Source organism: Ruegeria sp. CDSC079, from assembly GCF_059610505.1.
Genome location: NZ_JBXWNT010000010.1, coordinates 78,156 through 96,767 on the forward strand (window position 1 = coordinate 78,156; position 18,612 = coordinate 96,767).

Consider the following 18,612-nt stretch of genomic DNA (forward strand, 5'->3'; position numbering starts at 1 on the left):
GCCCGCTTATTGCCGCGATCGCTTTTTCATAAGCATGTCTCGGCGGGCCTTTTGTTGTTCTTCAAGCAGCTGCCCTAGGGCCTGTTTGCGCCCGAATGCTTTCCGCAAGGCCTGCATCTTGGTTAGCTTTTGCGCCCGGACGCGCGCCAGCTCAGTATTGAGCTTTCGCCGGGTCGCTTCTTCCCATCCCCGCCACAGCACATCCGTGCCCGTGACCTGATATCCACCTGCCTCGCCGCTGCTTTGGCGGGCTAGCAAAAGCTGTGCGTCCAGCCGGTGCAGTTTCTGCAATATCTCGGCCTCGGCTTCGAAATAGGGGCGCAGGGCCTGCTGCTCTTTTTGGAAGGTCGCGTCGGATAAACGCTCCAGATCGGCAAGTCCGGTAAACCGCATCAGATTTTGTCCTTCGCACGTTTGCGCATGGCTTCAGCAAAGCGAATGGCCGCTGCGACCGGGCGAAAGTGTTCGGGGGCGATCTCATTCCCGATTTCGACGGTCGCATGGAGCGCCCGCGCGGTGGGGGGATCCGAGTGGATCGGAACCCCGGCCTCGGCCGCCGAGGCGCGGATGGCGGCTGCAATCTGGTCGACGCCTTTCGCCACGCAGATCGGTGCCGACCCGGCCGTCCGCTGCCATTTGAGAGCAACCGCATAATGGGTCGGGTTCACGATGACTACATCCGCAGTTGGGACATCCGCCATCATCTGATTTGTCGCAATTTCCTGCGCGCGCTGGCGGCGCTGTTGTTTGACATGCGGGTCACCTTCGGCGTCTTTGGTCTCGTCCTGAATTTCTTTGCGGGACATCCGGTTTTTGCGCATATGTTCGGAGTATTGCCACATATAGTCGACGACTCCGATGGCCAGTGCGATGGTGACGACGATGAAGAGGAACCGGAATAAAAGATTCATCATCAAGACGATCGACGATTGCGGCGGCGCAGCGCTGGCGGTCAGAATCTCGGGCAGGTTGGCGCGCAGAAACATTAACAGGCAGACGCAGTAAATCAGTAGCTTCGCAAAGCTTTTGGCAAATTCGAACAGACCGCCGCGCCCGAATTTGTTCTTGGCGTTGGAGAGGATCGAAATTCGAGACAGCTTGGGCTGCAGCTTGCTGGGGGCAAAAACCAGGGCCTTTTGGGCGATCAGGCTTAGCAAAACCGCAGTGGCGGGAAGAACAAATATCGTTGCCATTGAGATTGCGGCCTTGCCCAGCATCCCACCCACCAGGCCGTCGGCCGGGCCATCCGTCAACATGGTGCCGATCTTGTCGGATTGGTCGATCAGAACGACAAACAAGGTGCCCAGATGCTGAACGCCCATTTGGCCTGCAAAAAGCAAACCGATCAGCAGCCCGACATACGCCGCGACAACAGACAGGTCGTTTGACTTGGCGACCTCACCCTTTTCCCGCGCTTTCAGAAGCTTTTGCGGCGTCGGGTCATATGACTTGTCGCTGTCGTCGTCCTGTCCGCTCATCTCGGATCTTTCAGCGGGTTCTGCATGAAATCAAACAGGGCATCGGACCAGACCGACAGGATCAGAGGCGCACCGGCGAACAGCAGGAACAGCCCCGCAAATGTGATGGCCGGGGCGCCGACAAATGCCACCATCAGCTGTGGCATGGCGCGGTTGATGACACCAAGCGCAAGGTTGTAGATCAAAGAGGCAATCACAAAAGGTATCGCCAGTGCGAATGCCAGGCTGAAACTGTACGAGACCCGTTCCACGCCCCATTGCGACAAATCCGGCGCTGCAGGTGTGGTTCCGGTGGGAAACAGATCGTAGCTGTGGACCAGGAACTCTGCCAAGCGGATGTGCAGGCCAAGCAATACGGCAAGGGTCAACCCGGCCAATGTCAGCAGATAGCCCATGGCCGGAACCGGATCAGCCGCTGCCCCGCCCAGAATTTGCGAGAGTGACGTTGCCTGTGCGGCGATGGACCCTGCCGTCTGCAGGGTCAGAACAAAGATGCGCAGCGCCATCCCCAGCGCCATTCCGACAAGAGTTTCGGTGGTGATCAGCTGGACCATGGACAGGAATTCGGGATCGAATTCCTTTGTCGGCACTGCCGGTGCCACGATCAACGTAAAGGCAACGGCAGTGCCAAGTTTGACACGGGTGGGGATGCTGCGTTCCCCGAATGCGGGCATCAAGGATACCATTGCCGAAACGCGTAGGAAAACACCAAAGAAATGCCAGGCCCCAGAGCCCAGGTGCGGCAAGAGTTCGGGTGGGAGGGCGATCATGCGGGTACCGTGCCTACAAGTGCGGGCCGCGCCTCGAGCCCGATTTCCTCAAATGACAGGACCGGATTGGACACGCCGCGCGCATGCATGATCGTACGCAGCAGCCTGCGGCGCCGGGTCGAGGTCACGACCGCAGGAAAGATACCATGGTCGGCGGAATGCGAGACACTGTCCACCACGCCCTCTGCAAGCTTGTTGAACAGGTTCGGTGGCAGGGCGACATCCAGCCCTGCATTGGGTGCATCGACCTGATAGGTGGCAAATGTGTCTTCCCATTCCGGTGCCAGCTGGATCAGCGGGATCGACCCGTCTTCGCGTTTCATGTCAGCCACAAGCTGGAACCCAAGTCGCTGCCGCACCAGTTCGCAAATCCCCTCGGGTTGGGTGGTGGTCAGGCGCGCCTCGGCGATGCTTTCGAGGATAAGCGCCAGATTGCGTATCGAAACCCGTTCGTCCAGCAAAAGGCGCAGGACTGCGTGAAGCGTGTCGATTGGAACCTTGTCGGGGATCAACTCGTCCAGCAGTTTCCTGTTTGCCTCGGCCCGGACCGGGTCGCTGAGCCGGGCCATTTCTGATAGCAGCCTGCGTAGCGCCTTCAGCGTCAACAGACGCGAGAAGTTCTGTTTGATGATTTCCAGCAGATGCGTGGCCAGTATTTCCGGGGGTGAGACAATCGTAGCGCCGCTCATTGCTGCGGCCTCTTGATCCTTGGGCAGGATCCAACGTGCAGGCGCACCATAGACGGGTTCGGTGACATCCCTCCCCTCGGGCAAAAGATCGTGCCCGTCCTGAACAAGCGCCAGAATCAGATCGGGGTTCAGGGCACCGCGGGCCTGTTCCACGCCGTGCACCTTGATCACATATGTCCCCATCGGCAGCTCGGCCCGGTCGGTCAGGCGGATATCGGGCAGGATCAATCCAAAGGTCGAGGCGACATAGGTCCGCATATTCGCAATGCGCGCATCCAGACCGGTGCCCGGGTTCAGGACCATGCTGACCAGATCCGGTGCGAATTCCAGGTGGACATCATCGAGGTCAAGAATGTCGCCAATCGCTTGCGACACTGCCGTGTCCGCTTCGTCCGTCGCAGTTTGAACCTGGGTCTCTTGCTTTTGCTGTTTTCGGTGCACTGCATAGGCGGCGTAGCCCAAAACGCAGGCCCCCAGAATAAAGGGCAGAAATGGCAGGCCGGGAACCAGCGCGAAAAGCACCATCAACCCGGCAACAGTGCCAAGGGCGGCCGGGTGGCGCCCCAGTTGCGATAAGATGGCGGTGTCAGTTGCGCCCTGTGTTCCACCACGCGCCAGAAGCAAAGCGGAGGCAATCGAGATGATCACAGCCGGTATCTGCGAGACCAAACCATCGCCCACCGTCAGGATGGCGTAGGTTTCGAACGCCGATGACACCGGCATCCCGTGAACGATCACGCCCATGACAAGCCCCATCACCAGATTCAGCAGGGTGATCAAAAGCCCGGCAACCGCGTCTCCTTTGACGAATTTCGACGCCCCGTCAAGCGAGCCGAAAAAGGTGGTTTCCTGCTGTTCCCGTTCGCGCCGTTCCTTGGCCTCTTGATGGTCGATGGCGCCCGCTGACATATCGCTGTCGATGGCCAGCTGCTTCCCGGGCATCCCATCCAGGGCAAATCGCGCACCAACTTCGGCCATGCGGGCCGCGCCTTTGTTGATGACCATAAAGTTCACGATCAACAGGACGCCGAACACGACAAGGCCCAGGAATATGCTACCGCCCATGACGAAGCTTGCGAATCCCTCGATCACATCGCCGGCGGCATTGGGGCCGGTATGCCCCTGACCGATAATCAGCTTGGTCGATGAGACGTTCAACGACAGCCGGAGCATCAAAGACCCCAGAAGGATGGTCGGGAAGGAAGAGAAATCCAGCGGCCGCTCGATAAACAGGGTCAGCGTGAAAATCAGGATCGCCAGGGCGAAGGACGTGGCCAGCCCGACATCCAGGACCCAGGACGGCATGGGCAGGATCATCATTACGATGACGGTCATCAACGCAAGCGCCAGCAAAACAGTCGGAGAAAACAGGGAGCGGACGTCAAGTCTGGGCACGTAATTCTCCTAGTTGAAGGCGATGAAGGCTGTTTGGGTGTCCGCGGCTGGCATCAAAGAGCCCATCGCACCCGTCGGAAACTGGGTGATTTGCACCGGGAACAGCGGTGCGGCGGGTTGTGTGAAGGGATCACGCGACATGCGGGCAGTTTGCACCGCCGTGCCCGGGTCAAGTTGAGCATGAACAATCTGGTAGCGGCTGGAATAGGTCTTGGCCAAAGCCGGGGTTCGCGAGTGATAGGCCCCCGCCGCTGCCGGCCACGACCCAAGTTCGGAATATAGTTGATTCAGAAACCGGGCCGCGTAATTGGCGTTTGTCTCGGGATCGAACATGGCATCAATCGACTGAAAGGCCTGCCCGTGCCAGCGATAGTTGATTTGAAAGCACCCGATATCGAAGCTGCGCTTTCCGGCTTGGAAAATATCCGCGACATAGGCTTTAGCCTCCTGCTCAGATTGGAACCAATGGCCGCGCCCTTCGACATTGATTGCCCATGGCCAAGGCTCAAGTCGGCCTTTGATCGCGCGGCCAGTTTCAACCCGCGTTATGGCACGCAAAACATCAAGCGGTATGTCTTGGGCGAGGGCTGCGCGGCGGGCGGCCTGATCACATGTCTGAGACATCCGGGCCTCCGCGCCCGCAAAGCTCTGACGCGCTGTCAGAAGCAACGCAACACATGCTATGACAATGAATAGGCGATTTGGCATTCTGCCGGTCCGGGATTCTGATCAATCCGGGCCACGCTAGCCTTGCCTTGGTTTACAGAGGGTTATCAGTCAATCAGCTTCGATCAATCCGCCGGCCAAAAACAACGCTCGTATTGGTGCGCAGAACACCGGGGATTCGTGCCAGATCATCAACGAGAATATCCAGATCCTCGATCCTTGGCGCGTCAGCGGTCAACAGCAGGTCAAAGTCACCGTTGATCGAAAGACAGAGTTTAACCTCGGGATAGGCCTCGAGCCGCTTGATGATACGGGTGGTTTCCTTCTGTTGGACCTCGAGCAGAACGACAACCTGGACGCGGGGGGCATCTTCGGGGCTGTTCAGGATCACGGAATAGCCGGCAATGATGCCGCGTTCTTCCATCCGGCTGATGCGTTCATGCACGGTTGTCCGGGCAACGCCCAGTTTTGCCGCGATTTTTGTGGTCGACTCGCGGGCATTATGTTGCAGGACTGAGATGATGCGGCGGTCAAGCTGATCCATTGGCGCTCCGGTGCGGGTCTGGTTTTTCCGGTTTAGGGCAAAACGGCAGCAGGGCTCAAGGCTCACGCGGGATACGGGGGTGCAGGTCGTCTATTATGACGGGATGAGCATGCGGTGGCGGGCCGGCCATGTGCGGATGGTCACGCGGCAGGTCAGGATGGTCGTGGATCACCGAATGCAGATCAGAACGCGGCCAAAGGGTGACCGCACCGATAATACCCAGAAAGGACATCGCCGCCATAAAGCTCAGGGCGGTTGTGGCCCCAAACAGGGTCATCAGCCCGCCTGCCAGAGGATACAGCACCAGCCAACAGCAATGAGACAGCGTGAATTGGGCCGCAAAGACGGCGGGGCGGTCTTCGGGATGGGCCGAGCGGGTCAGCAGGCGGCCAGACGGCGTCAGCGTGGTGGAATAGCCAAAGCCAGCTAGGGCCCACAAAACGATCAACAGACCCAAAGACAGCGGGGTTGTCGCAAATATCGCGGCGGCCCCGGCCATGGTGGTGCAGCACAGAAGGGCGCCGGCCAACATGACCTTTCGATCCTCGATCCGGTCCAGCATCCGGGGTAGGATAAAAGCGGCAAGCATAGAGCCGCCACCAAAACCGGCCAGCGCAGCGGCAACGGCGCTTTCCGACAGCCCCAGATCTGATCGCACGATGACCACAGTGTTGACGATCACCATTGAGCTGAGTGCTGCCGCGCTCCAACTCAGGGCAAGAAGGCCCCGCAGCCGGGGTGTGTTCAAATAGATGCGTATGCCACGTGTTGTCCGTTCGTATATCCCGCGCGGCTTACTTGGTTTGGGTGATGGCAAAGCCACCGACACCACCAGCAGCGCCGAAGCGACAAATCCCAGGGCGGTGCCCCAGAACAGGCTGTTGAAGCTGACCAACAACAACAGGGCTGCGGCGAATACGGGGCTTAGCAGGCTCTCCAGATCATATGCCATCCGCGATAGGGACAGGGCGCGGGTGTATTCGCGCTCATCTGTCAGTACATCGGGGATTGTAGCCTGAAATGCAGGGGTAAATCCGGCCGAGGCAGATTGCAGCACGAAAATCAGGACATAAACCTGCCAGACCTCGGTCACAAAAGGCAGACACAGCGCGACAGCCGCACGGATCAGGTCAAGCACCACCAACATCTTGCGCCGGTCCAGCCGCTCGGCAAACGCGGCCGCCAATGGCGCGACCGTGACATAGGCCACCATTTTGATGGTCATCGCGGTGCCCAACACCAGCCCGGCCGCATCCCCTGCCAGTTCAAAGGCCAACAGACCCAGCGCGACCGTGGCCAGCCCAGTGCCCGTCAGGGCTACGATCTGCGCGGCCAACAGGTGGCGATAGGTCCGATTTCTAAGAACGCTCAACATTGATTGATATCTGCCGCAGTCTAAAGGCTCTGTCACCCCAAACCTTCATTTAGGTCTTGACCAACTGCGACAGCGGCAACCGGCTGGCGTACAGGGATGGCGTTGAGTTTAGGGAATAAAGCGCCTATCTCGGTGGCGATACCGCGCAAAGGAATACTCGGGTGGCTAACTATTTGTACAAAAACGACCTGCCGGACGGGTTGGATATGGGGCCGGTGGTGGCCATTGACTGTGAAACCATGGGTCTAAACCCGCATCGCGACCGCCTCTGCGTGATCCAGATGTCGGGCGGCGATGGCAATTCGCATATCGTTCAGGTCGAAAAGGGCCAGACCGAGGCACCGAACTTGTGTGCCATGCTGGAAAACCCGGATGTGCTGAAACTGTTCCATTTTGGCCGTTTCGACATTGCCGCGATGTATCACGCCTTTGGTGCGTTAGCCGCGCCTGTCTATTGCACCAAGATCGCCAGCCGTCTGGTGCGCACCTATACCGACCGGCACGGGCTGAAAAACCTGTGCAACGAGTTGATCGGCGTCGATATCTCGAAACAGCAGCAGATGAGCGATTGGGGCGCCGAAACGTTGAGCGAGGCGCAGCTGGACTATGCCGCCTCGGATGTTCTGTATCTGCACCGCCTGCGGGAGGAGTTGAACAAGCGCCTGGCGCGAGAGGGCCGGACCGAGATGGCGAAAGCCTGTTTTGACTTCTTGCCGATGCGTGCGAAACTCGATCTCGCCGGTTGGCCAGAAACGGATATTTTTGCGCACTCATGACTGATACCGAAGCATTTCTGAGAACCGCCCGTCAGGTGGTGACAGACGAGGCCCGCGCGCTGGAGGTACTGGCCGACGGTCTGGATGAACATTTTGCCCAAGCGGTTCAGCTGATTTTGCAGGCCTCGGGCCGCATCATCATCAGCGGCATCGGCAAGTCGGGTCATATCGGGCACAAGATCGCGGCCACACTGGCCAGCACCGGTACACCGGCCTATTTCGTGCACCCGGCCGAGGCCAGCCATGGCGATCTGGGCATGGTTTCAAAAGGCGATGTGGTTCTGGCCATCTCGAATTCGGGCGAAGCGCCAGAGCTTGCCAACCTGCTGGCTTTTACCCGCCGCTTTGGCATTCCACTGATTGGCCTGTCCAGCAAGCCGGAAAGCACGCTGATGAAACAGGCAGACGTGCATCTATTGATCCCGTCATTGGGCGAGGCCTGCGGCTATGGCATGGTGCCTTCGATTTCCACGACGTTGACTTTGGCCATGGGCGACGCGCTGGCGATAGCGTTGATGAAGTATCGCAACTTCAAACCCGAAGATTTCCGCGCCTTTCATCCCGGTGGAAAACTAGGTGCACAGCTGAGCACGGTGCAGGATCTGATGCACAAGGGCGATGCGTTGCCTCTGGTTTCCGTCGGAACACCCATGAGCGATGCGCTGATCGAGATCAGCCGCAAGGGCTTTGGCGTTGCCGGGGTTGTCGATCCGCATGGTCAGGTGGTGGGCATCATCACCGATGGCGACCTGCGGCGTCATATGGAGGGCTTGCTGGGCAAAACGGCCGAGAAGGTAATGACGCAGAACCCAACAACCATCCCGCCCGGCGCGTTGGCCGAAGAGGCGGTGGCCATCATGAATGACCGCAAGATCACCTCTTTGTTTGTGGTCGAGGAGGGTAGTGATCGCCAGGCCTTGGGCGTGCTGCATATCCATGATTGCCTGCGCGTTGGTTTGGGGTAGAGGGGCGTTCGATGGACGGACATTCCCGGATGGTGCAATTTCTGAAGGTGTTGCTGCCTTTGGCAGCCATTGTGCTGCTGTCGACGGTTTTCCTGCTGTCACGCAGCATCGAAACCAGCGTGTCCGTTCCGTTTACCCAAAAAGACATAGATGAACGTCTGGCCGACCAAGTGGTGACGCAACCCCATTATCTTGGAACAACCAGAAAAGGCGAGGAAGTTCAAATTCAGGCGGCCCAAGCGACCCAGGGGCGCGAAGGGTCATTGCCCACGACTGCCGAGTTTAGAGGGCGGTTGGGATTGTTGAATGGCGGCGTCATAACGATGGATTCAAATTCCGGTATGATCCGCCCGGACAAGAATTCCGCAACGTTTGTTGGGGACGTCCTGATAACGACGACAGACGGAATTCAGGTCAGAACTGATCTTCTGAATACCTCTCTGGATGAAATCCGCGGCGACACTCCGGGTCAGGTCGATGGCACCGGCATCATCGGAGATTTTTCCGCGGGACGGATGACATTTGGAACCGAAAAAAAGGATGGGCCGGTCCATATTCTTTTTACAGATGGTGTTAAGCTGGTATACGAGCCTGAAAAAACAGAAAGATAAGCCGTGATTGATTTGCGATTTGCTGTTGTTAGTTTTGCGCTGATGGTCGGTGCCTTTTCGGCGTCGGCACAGGAAACGCAGGTCGCCTTCGGGTCAGCCAAGGCGGATCCAAGCCAGCCGGTCGAGGTCACCTCGGAATCCCTAAACGTCAATCAAGAAGACGGCACGGCCGAGTTTATCGGTAACGTCCTGATCGTGCAGGGTGAGATGCGCCTGACCGCCGAGCGGGTCCTGGTCATCTACAATGCCGACAGGTCCGGAATCGAGCGGATGGAGGCGACAAATGATGTGGTTCTTGTCAGCCCGCCTGATGCAGCCGAAGGCGACTGGGCCGAATACACAATCGACTCGGGCGAAATCGTGATGCGCGGAAATGTGCTTTTGACGCAAGGCCCCAGCGTTATCAGCGGCGATCAGATGAATGCCAATCTGACGACCGGAACGGCAAAGATGACTGGCCGCGTCAAAACCATTCTGAATCCGGATAGCAACTGATGGAGCGTCCGAATTTGTCTGTGGCCGAAGGCGGTTCCGGCCTCAGGATCGAGAAACTGCGGAAATCATACCGTAAGAAGACCGTGATACGCGAAGTCTCGATGACGTTGGGCCGGTCCGAGGTGGTTGCCTTGTTGGGTCCGAACGGATCAGGCAAGACCACAACGTTCTATTCGGTCGCCGGGCTTGTCTTTCCCGAAGCTGGCACTGTGACCATTGACGGCCAAAACGTGACGACCCTGCCGATGTATAGGCGCGCGCGGCTTGGGATCGGATATCTGCCACAAGAGATGTCGATTTTCCGCGGGATGAGTGTCGAGGACAACATTGCCGCCGTTCTGGACATCACCGTGAAGCACAGCCATCGCAGGAAAGAGCGGCTGGAAGAGCTGTTGTCCGATTTTTCGATCGAACATCTGCGCCGCGCCCCGGCATTGGCATTGTCCGGTGGCGAGCGTCGCCGTGTCGAAATTGCCCGTTGTCTTGCGGCTGATCCGAAATATCTGTTGCTGGACGAGCCGTTTGCAGGCGTGGACCCGATCAGCGTCGGCGATATCCGCCATCTGGTAGCGGACCTGAAAAAGCGCGGCATCGGCGTGCTGATCACTGACCATAACGTGCGCGAAACACTGGAAATCGTGGACCGGGCCTATATCCTGCATGATGGTCAGGTGCTGATGTCGGGCACGCCGGATGAAGTCGTCGAGAACGAAAATGTCCGCCGGGTCTATTTGGGCGAAAACTTCCGTATTTCATAGGCTTGCGCGGAATTGCGCCCAGCGCATGGCTGAAATCACGTATATACACGCCTGTTTTGATTGACTCTGCCGCCGTCTCTTGCCTCAATTGGGTTATGGCATTTCTTCAGTTCCAGTCGGGATCGCGGTGCACCTTTGCTAAGGGGTACGTTTCTCAGCAACTGCGGAATATGCCGATATCCCCCACCCGATAAAAACACGTGCGCTGCGTAACGCAGCGTCAAAATGGGTGTGAATTGTGAAGGAGATCACATGCGTTACCAAATTAGCGGAAAACAGATCGACATCGGCGAGGCGCTGCAGACCCATGTGCAGACCGAGCTAGGGGAGGTTGTTGGAAAATATGCCCAGCGCCCGACCGACGCCAATGTCGTCTTTTCCCGTTCTGCGCATGAGTATGTTTGCGAAGCCACCGTGCATCTTTCGACCGGCCTGACTGCGCAGGCCAAGGCCCACGCTATCGAAATCTACGCAGCATTCGAGGCCTGCTGTGACAAGATGGAAACGCAGTTGCGCCGGTATAAGCGCCGCCTCAAGGACCATCACAAGGACCGATCCGAGCCGGTTGAACTCTTTGGTGCTTCCTCTTATATCCTCGCCTCTGACGAATCAGAGTCGGCTGATGAACCTGAAACGCTGCAGCCGATGATCGTGGCTGAGATGGAAACCAAGATCCCATCGTTGAGTGTTGGTGAAGCCGTAATGCAGATGGAACTAGCCGGCGCCCCGGTGCTGGTGTTCCGGAATGAAAACAAGGACGGATTGAATGTCGTGTATCGCCGTGAGGACGGCAACATTGGCTGGATTGATCCGTAACAGGCAAGAATAGCAAGGCAAGCCCCTGCGCAAGCAGGGGCAAGGCCATGGAGCGTGATCATGGAGCTTTCGAGCATACTGAAGCCCGAGGCGGTACGTGTATTGTCCGCCGCTTCCAGCAAGAAGCGGTTGTTTCAGGAAATCGGCGATGTTGCCGAGGGGGCCCTTGGTCTTGACGCGCAGGTTGTTGTGGATGGCCTGCTCGAGCGGGAGAGCCTTGGCCCAACAGGCGTTGGTCATGGAGTTGCCCTGCCACATGCGCGGCTGGGTGATCTGGCCGAAGTGGCTGGCGTTTTCGTAATGCTGGAAAAGCCGATTGATTTTGGTGCGGTAGACCGCCAGCCGGTTGATGTCGCTTTTGCGTTGTTTGCCCCGGAAGAGGCAGGTGTGGACCACCTAAAGGCGCTTGCGCTGGTGTCCAGAACGCTGCGCAATACGTCGGTCTGCGCAAAGCTGCGCGCCAATCCTGATCCGGTCAAGCTCTATGCAATTTTGACCGAGGCGCAGTCGGTCCAGGCGGCTTAACTGCCCCAAAGGCAATAAAAAAGCCCCCGGTTTTCGGGGGCTTCTGCGTTTTAACCGCCGGTTCCCATTTCCAGGGTCCACCAGATTTTCCCGCCGTTCTCCTGGTGCCAGGCAAAGCCCATCTGAGTGGCTTTGGCATCCATGATGACATTTCGCGGTCCGGGTTCCTGCATCCAGGCGGCCAGCGTTTCGGTCTCGGTCTCATAGGTTTCCGAGATCGCCTCGCCGAGGAAGGTGCCGTAATAGCCGACGCGCGTCGCCCGATCCAACGGCGAAGATCCGTCCGAGCCAAAGTGCCAGGGCCGATTCTGTCGCGCCATATCCTTGGAATGGGTGGCGGCCGCGGCATTGAGCTGAGCATTCAGTTGTACCGGCTGAAGGCCCGATGCCTGGCGGAGGGCGTTAACCGAATCCAACATCCGGAATTGCAGCTTTTCTGGATTGCCACGGATCTTGTACACCGTTGGCAGGGGGCGCCCATCTGCCCCATAGGTTGGGGATCCACCCGGCGTACAGGCGGCCAGTGCAATAAAGCTAGCAAACAGTAATGAAATGATGCGCGTCATGATCGACCTGATTATTGTGTTGCCATACGGCATAGCGTGACAGAAGGCTGTGGGCAAACGCACAATGGCTTTGTTCTGCGTGATTCTGCCGGTTTCAATTGCGACTGAAGCATTCTGGCAATAAAATGCACAGGATTTTTAGATTTTCTGTGAAAAGGACCTGCGATCATGGTCAAGAAAAGCATTACTCATACAACCCGACGCGGATTCGTCGCGGGTGTCTCGGCTCTGGTCGCCTCGCCTGCGATTGCCCAATACACCCCCGGAGACCCGCTGCGCCCCGCACCCGAGGACGAACCCGCGGTGCGCCGTAACATCTCTGGCTTCAGGGCGCTGGACTGGCAGCCCTATTTTTCCAACACGAAAAACGGCGCTATCCTTGTCGATACAGTATCGCGGGCGCTGCATTACTGGTCTGACGATCAATCGGTGTACAAACTATACCCGTCGTCGGTTCCCCTGACCGAAGAGCTGACGCGCCGCGGCCGGACCAGCGTGATCCGCAAGGTCGAAGGCCCAAGCTGGTCGCCAACACCTTCGATGAAGAAAAGAAATCCGGAATGGCCAGACTATATCCCGCCGGGTCCGGATAACCCATTGGGAACACATGCTTTATATCTAAGCTGGAAATATTACCGAATTCACGGAACCCATGATACGCGCAAAATCGGGCGTCGATCTTCGAATGGGTGCATCGGTCTTTTCAACAACGATATTGCCGAACTGTTCTCAATGGCCAAGGTTGGCACGCAAGTGTTGCTAATTTGACGACATTTCCGCGCAGGTACCCGCTTGTGACGCAACTTCCATTTGCATTCCAGTTGGATAGCTGATTAGAAAAAAACACGAGGTAAGTCTTGAGTGCATGGTTTCACTATACGGAACCGTGCGTATCCTGGAGGTTAATATGAAGAAACTCGTTCTCGCCGCTGCACTGACTGCTGCTGCTTCGACCGCTTATGCAGGCAACCTGGAAGAGCCGGTTGTTGAAGCACCTGTTGTTGTTGAAGAAACTCAGGGTTCGTCAAACGGCATCATCCTGCCGCTGATCCTGTTGGTTGTTGTTGCCGCAGCTGTTGCAGCAAGCTAATTCGACAAGCGATATCTAAAGAAAAGGCGGTGGAGCTTTCCACCGCCTTTTTTTGCGCCTAGTCGACTGGGTGGCTTAGTCCAGCCAACCCTTCAAATTATCCTCGATCACCTTGCCCAGGGCCGCTATGTGCGATTCGTCATCGTTCAGGCATGGGATATAGGTAAAGCTTTCGCCGCCCGCGTCCTCAAAACTCTCTTTGATCTCTTCGTTGATCTCTTCCAGCGTTTCGATGCAATCGGCGGAAAACGCTGGTGCGATAACGGCGATCTTCTTCTTACCCTGTTTTGCCAGTTCGGCCACGTGGTCGACCGTATATGGCTTGAGCCATTCTTCCGGGCCGAATCGTGACTGGAAGGTCGATACAAGCTGGTCGTCCGACCAGTCCAACCTTTCTTTCAGCAACCGAGTCGTTTTTGCGCATTGGCAGTGATAGGGGTCGCCCTGTAGCAGGTAGCGTTCCGGCATGCCGTGGTAGGAACAGACCAGCACATCCGGCTTATCTTCCATCGCGGCATAGGCTTTTTCCACAGACCCGGCCAAAGCATCGATATAGGCGGGTTCGTCAAAATAGGCGGGCACGGTGCGGCTGGCGGGTTGCCACGTTTCATCCATCAGGGCGCGGAAAAACTGATCATTGGCCGTGGCCGTCGTGGCGCCTGCGTATTGCGGGTAAAGCGGAAAGAACAGAATCCGGTCGCAGCCCGCTGCGACCATTTCCCGGACCTTTGATTTGGTCGATGGGTTGCCATAGCGCATGCAGAACTCGACCATGACCCTGTCGCCATAGCGTTCCGTCATCGCGTCCCGCATCTTGGCGGTCTGCTCTTTGGTGATCGTCATCAGCGGGCTTTCGCCCTTGTCGTGGTTCCAGATCGACTTGTACGCCTCACCCGAGCTGAAGGGCCGTTTGGTCAGGATGATCCCCTGCAGGATTGGTTGCCATTTCCACTTGGGATAGTCGATCACGCGCTGGTCCGACAGAAACTCGTTCAAATAACGGCGCATGGGCCAATAGCTGTAATCGTCGGGGGTGCCGAGATTGGCCAGCAGGATGCCGACGCGGCCCGTTTTGACTTTGGGGTGATCCGCAGGGGCATGATCGGGGCGTGTGGCGTCAAACATGTTTCACTTCCTGAGATGTCTTTGCTTCGGGCTGAGATAACCGGAATTCCGCATTCGTCAATCGGACAGTTTGCCTTCGCTTGCGCCCAGAGCATCCGCAAGCCGCATCTGGGCCGAGCCCGGACGCAGCGGTTTTGGCTGGCTTTCATCGGGCGACCAGCCGGTTAGGCAGACCAGCTCGAATGTCGCCTTGAGGCGTTTTTGATCAGTGCTGAAATGGTTGGCATAGATGTGTTGCGCCCGGGCAAAGACCTGCCGGTTTGTGGGGTGTTTCATGCGGTTTTGCAGGCTGTTGGTTTCACCCATTGCCCGTAGGTCATGCATCAGATGAGTAAGATCGCGATATTCTGCCGTCAGCCTGGCGGTATCCGCCACTGGCAGAGCCAGGCCCGCCCGTTGCAGCAACCCACCCAGATCGCGCAGCTCGGCCATAGGCGCGATGCGGGGGCTGAGGCCGCCCGTGACCTCAACCTCGGCCTGCCCAAGTGAGGCGCGTAGTTCATGCAGGGTTTCACCGCCCAGACAGATCACCAGTAACAGCCCATCAGGCTGCAGCGCGCGGTGACACTGGATCAACTGCCCAACCGGATCATTGGCCCAGTGCAAAGCCATGGCATGGATCACCAGATCATGGGCACCGGGGGTCAGGTCCAGCACCTCGTTATCCGGGATGATCCGCGTCATTGGCAACACATCCTGCCAGACTTGCGCAAAAGGGGTCACGATCGCCGGGGCCGTAAAGCTTTTATTAACCAAGGCGAGCCGATCCTGAACCTCGTCAATTGTGGCACGGTGCAAGAACAAGGCATCTTCCCGTGCGCGGGACCGACGCCGTGCAAGGATTGCGCGGTCGAACAGTGAGGGTGCGTTGGAATCAGGCAGTTTCATAGGGCGCAACTATCGCATGTGGCAGCGGATTCAAACCGCTGTCCAGATGATCTATCCCCCGCGCTGTCTGGGATGCGGTGATTTGACCGAGGCGGATTTCGGCCTCTGTGGCTCCTGTTGGCGTGAAACGCCCTTTATCGGTGGCGCTGTATGTGAAAGCTGCGGCGTGCCCTTGCCGGGTGAGGCCGATGGCCACCGAATCGAATGTGATGACTGTATGAAAACGCCGCGCCCCTGGCGCGATGGGCGGTCTGCGCTTTTGTATGATGGCAAGGCGCGATCCCTGATTCTGGCTCTGAAACATGGGGACCGGCCCGAGCTTGCACGCCCTGCGGCGCGCTGGATGGCCCTGGCGGGTCGGGATTTGTTTCGCGAGGACATGCTGATCGTGCCGGTACCGCTGCATTGGTCCCGGTTGCTGAAACGCAGGTACAACCAATCCGCCCTGTTAGCGCAGCATCTGGGGCGGCAAACCGGGTTGGAGGCCTGTCCGGACCTTCTGGTCCGACGGACAAGAACGCCGGTTTTGGATGGAAAAACATCCGCACAGCGCATGGAAACGCTGGAGAATGCGATTGCAGCGCATCCCAGGCGGCTTCGGCAGATGCAGGGGCGCGATATTCTGCTGGTCGATGATGTCATGACATCAGGCGCAACATTGACCTCATGTGCACGTGTCTGTCGTGCATCCGGGGCAAATCATATTTTTGTGTTGACCCTAGCGCGCGTTGCCAAGGATACCTAACTCGCCCAGGATTGTGCGAAACCCAAAGGTACGGAATATGAAATCGGTAGAAATATATACCTCGCCGCTCTGTGGCTTCTGTCACGCTGCAAAACGGCTGTTGAATCAGAAGGGCGTCGAGTTTCAGGAAGTCGATGTGCTGAGGAACCCAAAACGCAAACCTGAAATGATCCAGCGCGCCGGTGGCAAGCGCACCGTACCCCAGATCTTTATCGGATCGCAGCATGTGGGTGGATGCGACGACCTGTATGAGCTGGAACGTCAGGGCAAGCTGGACGGTTTGCTGGCGGCCTGATGAAGAGCGCCCTGCTTCAGATCACCTCGTCGGATGATCCGGCTGAAAACCTGAAAATGGTGCGCGCCCTGATGTCCGAAGCAGCAGGGCAGGGTGCGCGGTTCGTTCTGACGCCCGAGGTGACGAATTGCGTGTCCACCTCGTCCACACGGCAGCGGGAAATCCTGCAATACGAAGAAGACGACCTGACACTTGCGGGGCTGCGCGAGCAGGCCGCGAGCCTGGGGATCTGGTTATTGATCGGCTCGTTGGCGATCAAAACACATGATGCGGATGGTCGGTTTGCCAATCGGTCTTTCATGATTGATCCTCAGGGGCAGATCGTGGCGTGGTATGACAAGATCCATATGTTCGACGTGCAGGTGTCCGAGGCCGAGACGTTTCGCGAGTCCAAAAACTACCGTCCCGGCACACGGGCGGTCATAGCCGAGACAGATTTCGGCAAGGTGGGTCTGAGTATATGTTATGATATCCGCTTCCCCAAACTGTACGCATCTCTGGCGCAGGCTGGAGCGCGCATTCTGACGGTTCCAGCCGCTTTTTCTCCGGTCACGGGTGAGGCCCATTGGAAATCGCTGTTGCGGGCGCGGGCGATTGAAAACGGATGCTGGGTGTTGGCCCCGGCGCAGACCGGTGAACACCCTAAAACCAGGGGAAAGACCCGCAAAACCTACGGTCACAGCATGGTCGTCGCCCCATGGGGAGAGGTCGTCATCGACGCAGGGACCGATCAGGGCATTCACTTTTTCAATTTGGATGATAGTTCTGTTACAGAAGCACGAAGCCGCGTGCCTTCGCTGACACATGTCCGTCCCTTTGACGGCCCCTGATCCAGAATCTGGACTATGACAAACGATACCAATGCCCTCGCGGTCACGCTGTTCAGCGAGATCCTGACCGCAGACCAGTTATTGCGGAACCGGCTCAGCCGGGTGCTGCCCAGGGGCATGGAAATTTCGCATTTCTCGGTTTTGAACCATCTTGTCTTTGTCGGCAACGAACGCAGCCCGGCACAGCTAGCCGATACGTTTCACGTGACCCGAGGTGCCATGACCAATACCTTGGCCAAGCTGGAATGGGCCGGATATATCCACATCCGCCCCGACTGGGACGACGCCCGCCGCAAGATGGTCGCCATCAGCCCCGCTGGGCGGAGTGCTCGGGATCAGGCGATCTCCTCCATTGCGCCGCTGATCAACCGCGTGGTCGGAGAGCTGGGGCTGGAGCGGGTCCGCAGCACCCTGCCCGTACTGCGGGATTTGCGGTTGCAGTTGGAGGGGGAGTAGGTTCACCCCGGCTTCACGCTCGCCGTCACATAATTTACGCTCAAATCCCGGTCCGAGATCGACCAGCTCCATAGTATCGGGTTGAACACGAAACCCTTGCGGTCCACCGGGTCCAACCCGGCTTGACGCAACAGGTCGAACAACTCGTCAGGGGTGATGAACTTGTTCCACTCATGCGTGCCGCGCGGCAGCCAGCGCATGATCACCTCGGCACCAAAGATAGCCATCGCATAGGATTTCGGGTTGCGGTTGATGGTCGAACAAATCTCAAGTCCGCCGGGTTTCAGCAAATCCCGCGTGGCAGTCAGAAAGCTGAGCGGGTCGGCCACATGTTCGACCACCTCCATGTTCAGAATCACATCAAACTGCTCACCTGCGGCGGCCATATCCTCGGCAGTGGTGTGGCGATAGTCGATCCCAAGCCCCGATTGCTCGGCATGGATGCGGGCGACGGGCAGATTGCCCTCGGCGGCATCGGCGCCCACGACCTCGGCGCCAAGGCGAGCCATGGGTTCGCTCAGCAAGCCTCCTCCACATCCGATATCCAGCAGGCGCAGGCCCTCGAACGGGCGCGGGGCCTTCAGATCACGGTCAAATTCGCCTGCGATTTGCTGTGTGATATAATCCAGACGACAGGGGTTCAGCATGTGCAGAGGTTTGAATTTCCCATGCGGATCCCACCATTCTGCTGCCATCGCCTCGAATTTTGCGATCTCGGACGGGTCTACCGTGTTCGGATGCGCTTGCATTCCTG

The 18,612-nt window shown here is 57.9% G+C and carries 24 protein-coding genes; 13 read left to right on the forward strand and 11 right to left on the reverse strand.

All coding sequences use genetic code 11. The annotated features are described in order from the left end of the window. Nucleotides 1-6: 6 nt before the first annotated feature. From AC2FIC_RS17580 to AC2FIC_RS17610, 7 genes are all read right to left on the reverse strand, one after another. On the reverse strand, nucleotides 7-393 hold the full coding sequence (locus AC2FIC_RS17580) for a hypothetical protein (protein WP_496692714.1): 387 nt from the start codon (nucleotides 391-393) through the stop codon (nucleotides 7-9). Next, nucleotides 393-1,478, reverse strand: a complete 1,086-nt coding sequence (flhB, locus tag AC2FIC_RS17585; RefSeq protein WP_496692715.1) for a flagellar type III secretion system protein FlhB — start codon at nucleotides 1,476-1,478, stop codon at nucleotides 393-395. The genes AC2FIC_RS17580 and flhB overlap by 1 nt, the downstream gene beginning before the upstream one ends. Next, complete coding sequence (locus AC2FIC_RS17590) at nucleotides 1,475-2,248, reverse strand: flagellar biosynthetic protein FliR (RefSeq protein ID WP_496692716.1); 774 nt, start codon at nucleotides 2,246-2,248, stop codon at nucleotides 1,475-1,477. Before AC2FIC_RS17590 ends, flhB begins: the two co-directional genes overlap by 4 nt. Next, complete coding sequence (gene flhA, locus AC2FIC_RS17595; protein WP_496692742.1) at nucleotides 2,245-4,272, reverse strand: flagellar biosynthesis protein FlhA; 2,028 nt, start codon at nucleotides 4,270-4,272, stop codon at nucleotides 2,245-2,247. The genes AC2FIC_RS17590 and flhA overlap by 4 nt, the downstream gene beginning before the upstream one ends. A 69-nt stretch (nucleotides 4,273-4,341) precedes the next feature. Next, nucleotides 4,342-5,040 carry a transglycosylase SLT domain-containing protein gene (locus AC2FIC_RS17600; RefSeq protein ID WP_496692717.1) on the reverse strand — a complete coding sequence of 233 codons (699 nt, stop codon included), beginning with the start codon at nucleotides 5,038-5,040 and terminating at the stop codon, nucleotides 4,342-4,344. A gap of 73 nt (nucleotides 5,041-5,113) precedes the next feature. Next, entirely contained in the window at nucleotides 5,114-5,542 is a 429-nt protein-coding gene (locus tag AC2FIC_RS17605) for an Lrp/AsnC family transcriptional regulator (protein WP_496692718.1), read from the reverse strand. Nucleotides 5,543-5,597: 55 nt separating this feature from the next. After that, entirely contained in the window at nucleotides 5,598-6,917 is a 1,320-nt protein-coding gene (locus AC2FIC_RS17610) for an MFS transporter (RefSeq protein WP_496692719.1), read from the reverse strand. A 161-nt stretch (nucleotides 6,918-7,078) separates the two neighbouring features. On the opposite strand from AC2FIC_RS17610, the gene AC2FIC_RS17615 reads away from it, so the two are divergent. From AC2FIC_RS17615 to AC2FIC_RS17645, 7 genes are all read left to right on the forward strand, one after another. Further along, nucleotides 7,079-7,693, forward strand: coding sequence for a ribonuclease D (locus tag AC2FIC_RS17615; protein ID WP_496692720.1), 615 nt, complete (start codon nucleotides 7,079-7,081; stop codon nucleotides 7,691-7,693). After that, nucleotides 7,690-8,658 (forward strand): KpsF/GutQ family sugar-phosphate isomerase, encoded by a 969-nt coding sequence (locus AC2FIC_RS17620; RefSeq protein ID WP_496692721.1) that lies wholly within the window; start codon nucleotides 7,690-7,692, stop codon nucleotides 8,656-8,658. Before AC2FIC_RS17615 ends, AC2FIC_RS17620 begins: the two co-directional genes overlap by 4 nt. 11 nt (nucleotides 8,659-8,669) lie before the next feature. After that, the gene (locus tag AC2FIC_RS17625; protein WP_142638293.1) at nucleotides 8,670-9,269 is read left to right on the forward strand and encodes an LPS export ABC transporter periplasmic protein LptC; all 600 of its coding nucleotides are present in this window, start codon (nucleotides 8,670-8,672) and stop codon (nucleotides 9,267-9,269) included. A 42-nt stretch (nucleotides 9,270-9,311) separates the two neighbouring features. Next, nucleotides 9,312-9,764, forward strand: coding sequence for an LptA/OstA family protein (locus AC2FIC_RS17630; RefSeq protein ID WP_142638458.1), 453 nt, complete (start codon nucleotides 9,312-9,314; stop codon nucleotides 9,762-9,764). Further along, nucleotides 9,764-10,522: an LPS export ABC transporter ATP-binding protein gene (lptB, locus tag AC2FIC_RS17635; protein ID WP_142638291.1), complete on the forward strand. Its 759-nt coding sequence runs from the start codon at nucleotides 9,764-9,766 to the stop codon at nucleotides 10,520-10,522. Before AC2FIC_RS17630 ends, lptB begins: the two co-directional genes overlap by 1 nt. A 252-nt stretch (nucleotides 10,523-10,774) precedes the next feature. Continuing rightward, on the forward strand, nucleotides 10,775-11,338 hold the full coding sequence (gene hpf, locus AC2FIC_RS17640) for a ribosome hibernation-promoting factor, HPF/YfiA family (RefSeq protein WP_271950796.1): 564 nt from the start codon (nucleotides 10,775-10,777) through the stop codon (nucleotides 11,336-11,338). 60 nt (nucleotides 11,339-11,398) lie between these two features. Beyond that, complete coding sequence (locus tag AC2FIC_RS17645) at nucleotides 11,399-11,863, forward strand: PTS sugar transporter subunit IIA (protein ID WP_142638287.1); 465 nt, start codon at nucleotides 11,399-11,401, stop codon at nucleotides 11,861-11,863. A gap of 50 nt (nucleotides 11,864-11,913) precedes the next feature. Here AC2FIC_RS17645 and dalA read toward each other — a convergent pair whose 3' ends face one another. After that, nucleotides 11,914-12,429, reverse strand: a complete 516-nt coding sequence (dalA, locus tag AC2FIC_RS17650) for a divisome-associated lipoprotein DalA (protein ID WP_142638285.1) — start codon at nucleotides 12,427-12,429, stop codon at nucleotides 11,914-11,916. A gap of 168 nt (nucleotides 12,430-12,597) precedes the next feature. Here dalA and AC2FIC_RS17655 point away from each other — a divergent pair, with 168 nt between their 5' ends. Together AC2FIC_RS17655 and AC2FIC_RS17660 are read left to right on the forward strand one after the other, a co-directional pair. Next, nucleotides 12,598-13,197: a L,D-transpeptidase gene (locus AC2FIC_RS17655; protein WP_281973577.1), complete on the forward strand. Its 600-nt coding sequence runs from the start codon at nucleotides 12,598-12,600 to the stop codon at nucleotides 13,195-13,197. Nucleotides 13,198-13,336: 139 nt separating this feature from the next. Next, nucleotides 13,337-13,519 (forward strand): hypothetical protein, encoded by a 183-nt coding sequence (locus AC2FIC_RS17660; protein WP_142638281.1) that lies wholly within the window; start codon nucleotides 13,337-13,339, stop codon nucleotides 13,517-13,519. Between the two features lie 75 nt (nucleotides 13,520-13,594). Here the strand turns inward: AC2FIC_RS17660 and hemH are convergent, their stop codons facing one another. After that, nucleotides 13,595-14,644: a ferrochelatase gene (gene hemH / locus AC2FIC_RS17665; RefSeq protein WP_496692722.1), complete on the reverse strand. Its 1,050-nt coding sequence runs from the start codon at nucleotides 14,642-14,644 to the stop codon at nucleotides 13,595-13,597. A 57-nt stretch (nucleotides 14,645-14,701) separates the two neighbouring features. Continuing rightward, nucleotides 14,702-15,532 carry a methyltransferase domain-containing protein gene (locus tag AC2FIC_RS17670; RefSeq protein ID WP_496692723.1) on the reverse strand — a complete coding sequence of 277 codons (831 nt, stop codon included), beginning with the start codon at nucleotides 15,530-15,532 and terminating at the stop codon, nucleotides 14,702-14,704. Between the two features lie 16 nt (nucleotides 15,533-15,548). Here AC2FIC_RS17670 and AC2FIC_RS17675 point away from each other — a divergent pair, with 16 nt between their 5' ends. From AC2FIC_RS17675 to AC2FIC_RS17690, 4 genes are read left to right on the forward strand one after another with little or no spacing between them, the layout of a single operon-like run. Beyond that, nucleotides 15,549-16,277 carry a ComF family protein gene (locus AC2FIC_RS17675; protein WP_496790083.1) on the forward strand — a complete coding sequence of 243 codons (729 nt, stop codon included), beginning with the start codon at nucleotides 15,549-15,551 and terminating at the stop codon, nucleotides 16,275-16,277. 37 nt (nucleotides 16,278-16,314) lie between these two features. Beyond that, nucleotides 16,315-16,572 (forward strand): glutaredoxin 3, encoded by a 258-nt coding sequence (grxC, locus tag AC2FIC_RS17680; RefSeq protein WP_142638273.1) that lies wholly within the window; start codon nucleotides 16,315-16,317, stop codon nucleotides 16,570-16,572. Beyond that, nucleotides 16,572-17,402 (forward strand): carbon-nitrogen hydrolase family protein, encoded by an 831-nt coding sequence (locus tag AC2FIC_RS17685; protein ID WP_271950785.1) that lies wholly within the window; start codon nucleotides 16,572-16,574, stop codon nucleotides 17,400-17,402. Before grxC ends, AC2FIC_RS17685 begins: the two co-directional genes overlap by 1 nt. 15 nt (nucleotides 17,403-17,417) lie before the next feature. Next, complete coding sequence (locus AC2FIC_RS17690) at nucleotides 17,418-17,858, forward strand: MarR family winged helix-turn-helix transcriptional regulator (RefSeq protein ID WP_142638269.1); 441 nt, start codon at nucleotides 17,418-17,420, stop codon at nucleotides 17,856-17,858. A gap of 2 nt (nucleotides 17,859-17,860) precedes the next feature. Here the strand turns inward: AC2FIC_RS17690 and ubiG are convergent, their stop codons facing one another. Beyond that, entirely contained in the window at nucleotides 17,861-18,607 is a 747-nt protein-coding gene (gene ubiG / locus AC2FIC_RS17695) for a bifunctional 2-polyprenyl-6-hydroxyphenol methylase/3-demethylubiquinol 3-O-methyltransferase UbiG (protein WP_496692725.1), read from the reverse strand. Nucleotides 18,608-18,612 lie beyond the last annotated feature (5 nt).

Bases quoted from the DNA above. Each gene is read 5' to 3' on its own strand.
- AC2FIC_RS17580 (WP_496692714.1), bottom strand. From the start codon at position 393: ATGCGGTTTACCGGACTTGCCGATCTGGAGCGTTTATCCGACGCGACC.
- flhB (WP_496692715.1), bottom strand. From the start codon at position 1,478: ATGAGCGGACAGGACGACGACAGCGACAAGTCATATGACCCGACGCCG.
- AC2FIC_RS17590 (WP_496692716.1), bottom strand. From the start codon at position 2,248: ATGATCGCCCTCCCACCCGAACTCTTGCCGCACCTGGGCTCTGGGGCC.
- flhA (WP_496692742.1), bottom strand. From the start codon at position 4,272: ATGACCGTCATCGTAATGATGATCCTGCCCATGCCGTCCTGGGTCCTG.
- AC2FIC_RS17600 (WP_496692717.1), bottom strand. From the start codon at position 5,040: ATGCCAAATCGCCTATTCATTGTCATAGCATGTGTTGCGTTGCTTCTG.
- AC2FIC_RS17605 (WP_496692718.1), bottom strand. From the start codon at position 5,542: ATGGATCAGCTTGACCGCCGCATCATCTCAGTCCTGCAACATAATGCC.
- AC2FIC_RS17610 (WP_496692719.1), bottom strand. From the start codon at position 6,917: ATGTTGAGCGTTCTTAGAAATCGGACCTATCGCCACCTGTTGGCCGCG.
- AC2FIC_RS17620 (WP_496692721.1), top strand. From the start codon at position 7,690: ATGACTGATACCGAAGCATTTCTGAGAACCGCCCGTCAGGTGGTGACA.
- AC2FIC_RS17625 (WP_142638293.1), top strand. From the start codon at position 8,670: ATGGACGGACATTCCCGGATGGTGCAATTTCTGAAGGTGTTGCTGCCT.
- AC2FIC_RS17630 (WP_142638458.1), top strand. From the start codon at position 9,312: ATGGTCGGTGCCTTTTCGGCGTCGGCACAGGAAACGCAGGTCGCCTTC.
- lptB (WP_142638291.1), top strand. From the start codon at position 9,764: ATGGAGCGTCCGAATTTGTCTGTGGCCGAAGGCGGTTCCGGCCTCAGG.
- hpf (WP_271950796.1), top strand. From the start codon at position 10,775: ATGCGTTACCAAATTAGCGGAAAACAGATCGACATCGGCGAGGCGCTG.
- AC2FIC_RS17645 (WP_142638287.1), top strand. From the start codon at position 11,399: ATGGAGCTTTCGAGCATACTGAAGCCCGAGGCGGTACGTGTATTGTCC.
- dalA (WP_142638285.1), bottom strand. From the start codon at position 12,429: ATGACGCGCATCATTTCATTACTGTTTGCTAGCTTTATTGCACTGGCC.
- AC2FIC_RS17655 (WP_281973577.1), top strand. From the start codon at position 12,598: ATGGTCAAGAAAAGCATTACTCATACAACCCGACGCGGATTCGTCGCG.
- AC2FIC_RS17660 (WP_142638281.1), top strand. From the start codon at position 13,337: ATGAAGAAACTCGTTCTCGCCGCTGCACTGACTGCTGCTGCTTCGACC.
- hemH (WP_496692722.1), bottom strand. From the start codon at position 14,644: ATGTTTGACGCCACACGCCCCGATCATGCCCCTGCGGATCACCCCAAA.
- AC2FIC_RS17670 (WP_496692723.1), bottom strand. From the start codon at position 15,532: ATGAAACTGCCTGATTCCAACGCACCCTCACTGTTCGACCGCGCAATC.
- AC2FIC_RS17675 (WP_496790083.1), top strand. From the start codon at position 15,549: ATGTGGCAGCGGATTCAAACCGCTGTCCAGATGATCTATCCCCCGCGC.
- grxC (WP_142638273.1), top strand. From the start codon at position 16,315: ATGAAATCGGTAGAAATATATACCTCGCCGCTCTGTGGCTTCTGTCAC.
- AC2FIC_RS17685 (WP_271950785.1), top strand. From the start codon at position 16,572: ATGAAGAGCGCCCTGCTTCAGATCACCTCGTCGGATGATCCGGCTGAA.
- AC2FIC_RS17690 (WP_142638269.1), top strand. From the start codon at position 17,418: ATGACAAACGATACCAATGCCCTCGCGGTCACGCTGTTCAGCGAGATC.
- ubiG (WP_496692725.1), bottom strand. From the start codon at position 18,607: ATGCAAGCGCATCCGAACACGGTAGACCCGTCCGAGATCGCAAAATTC.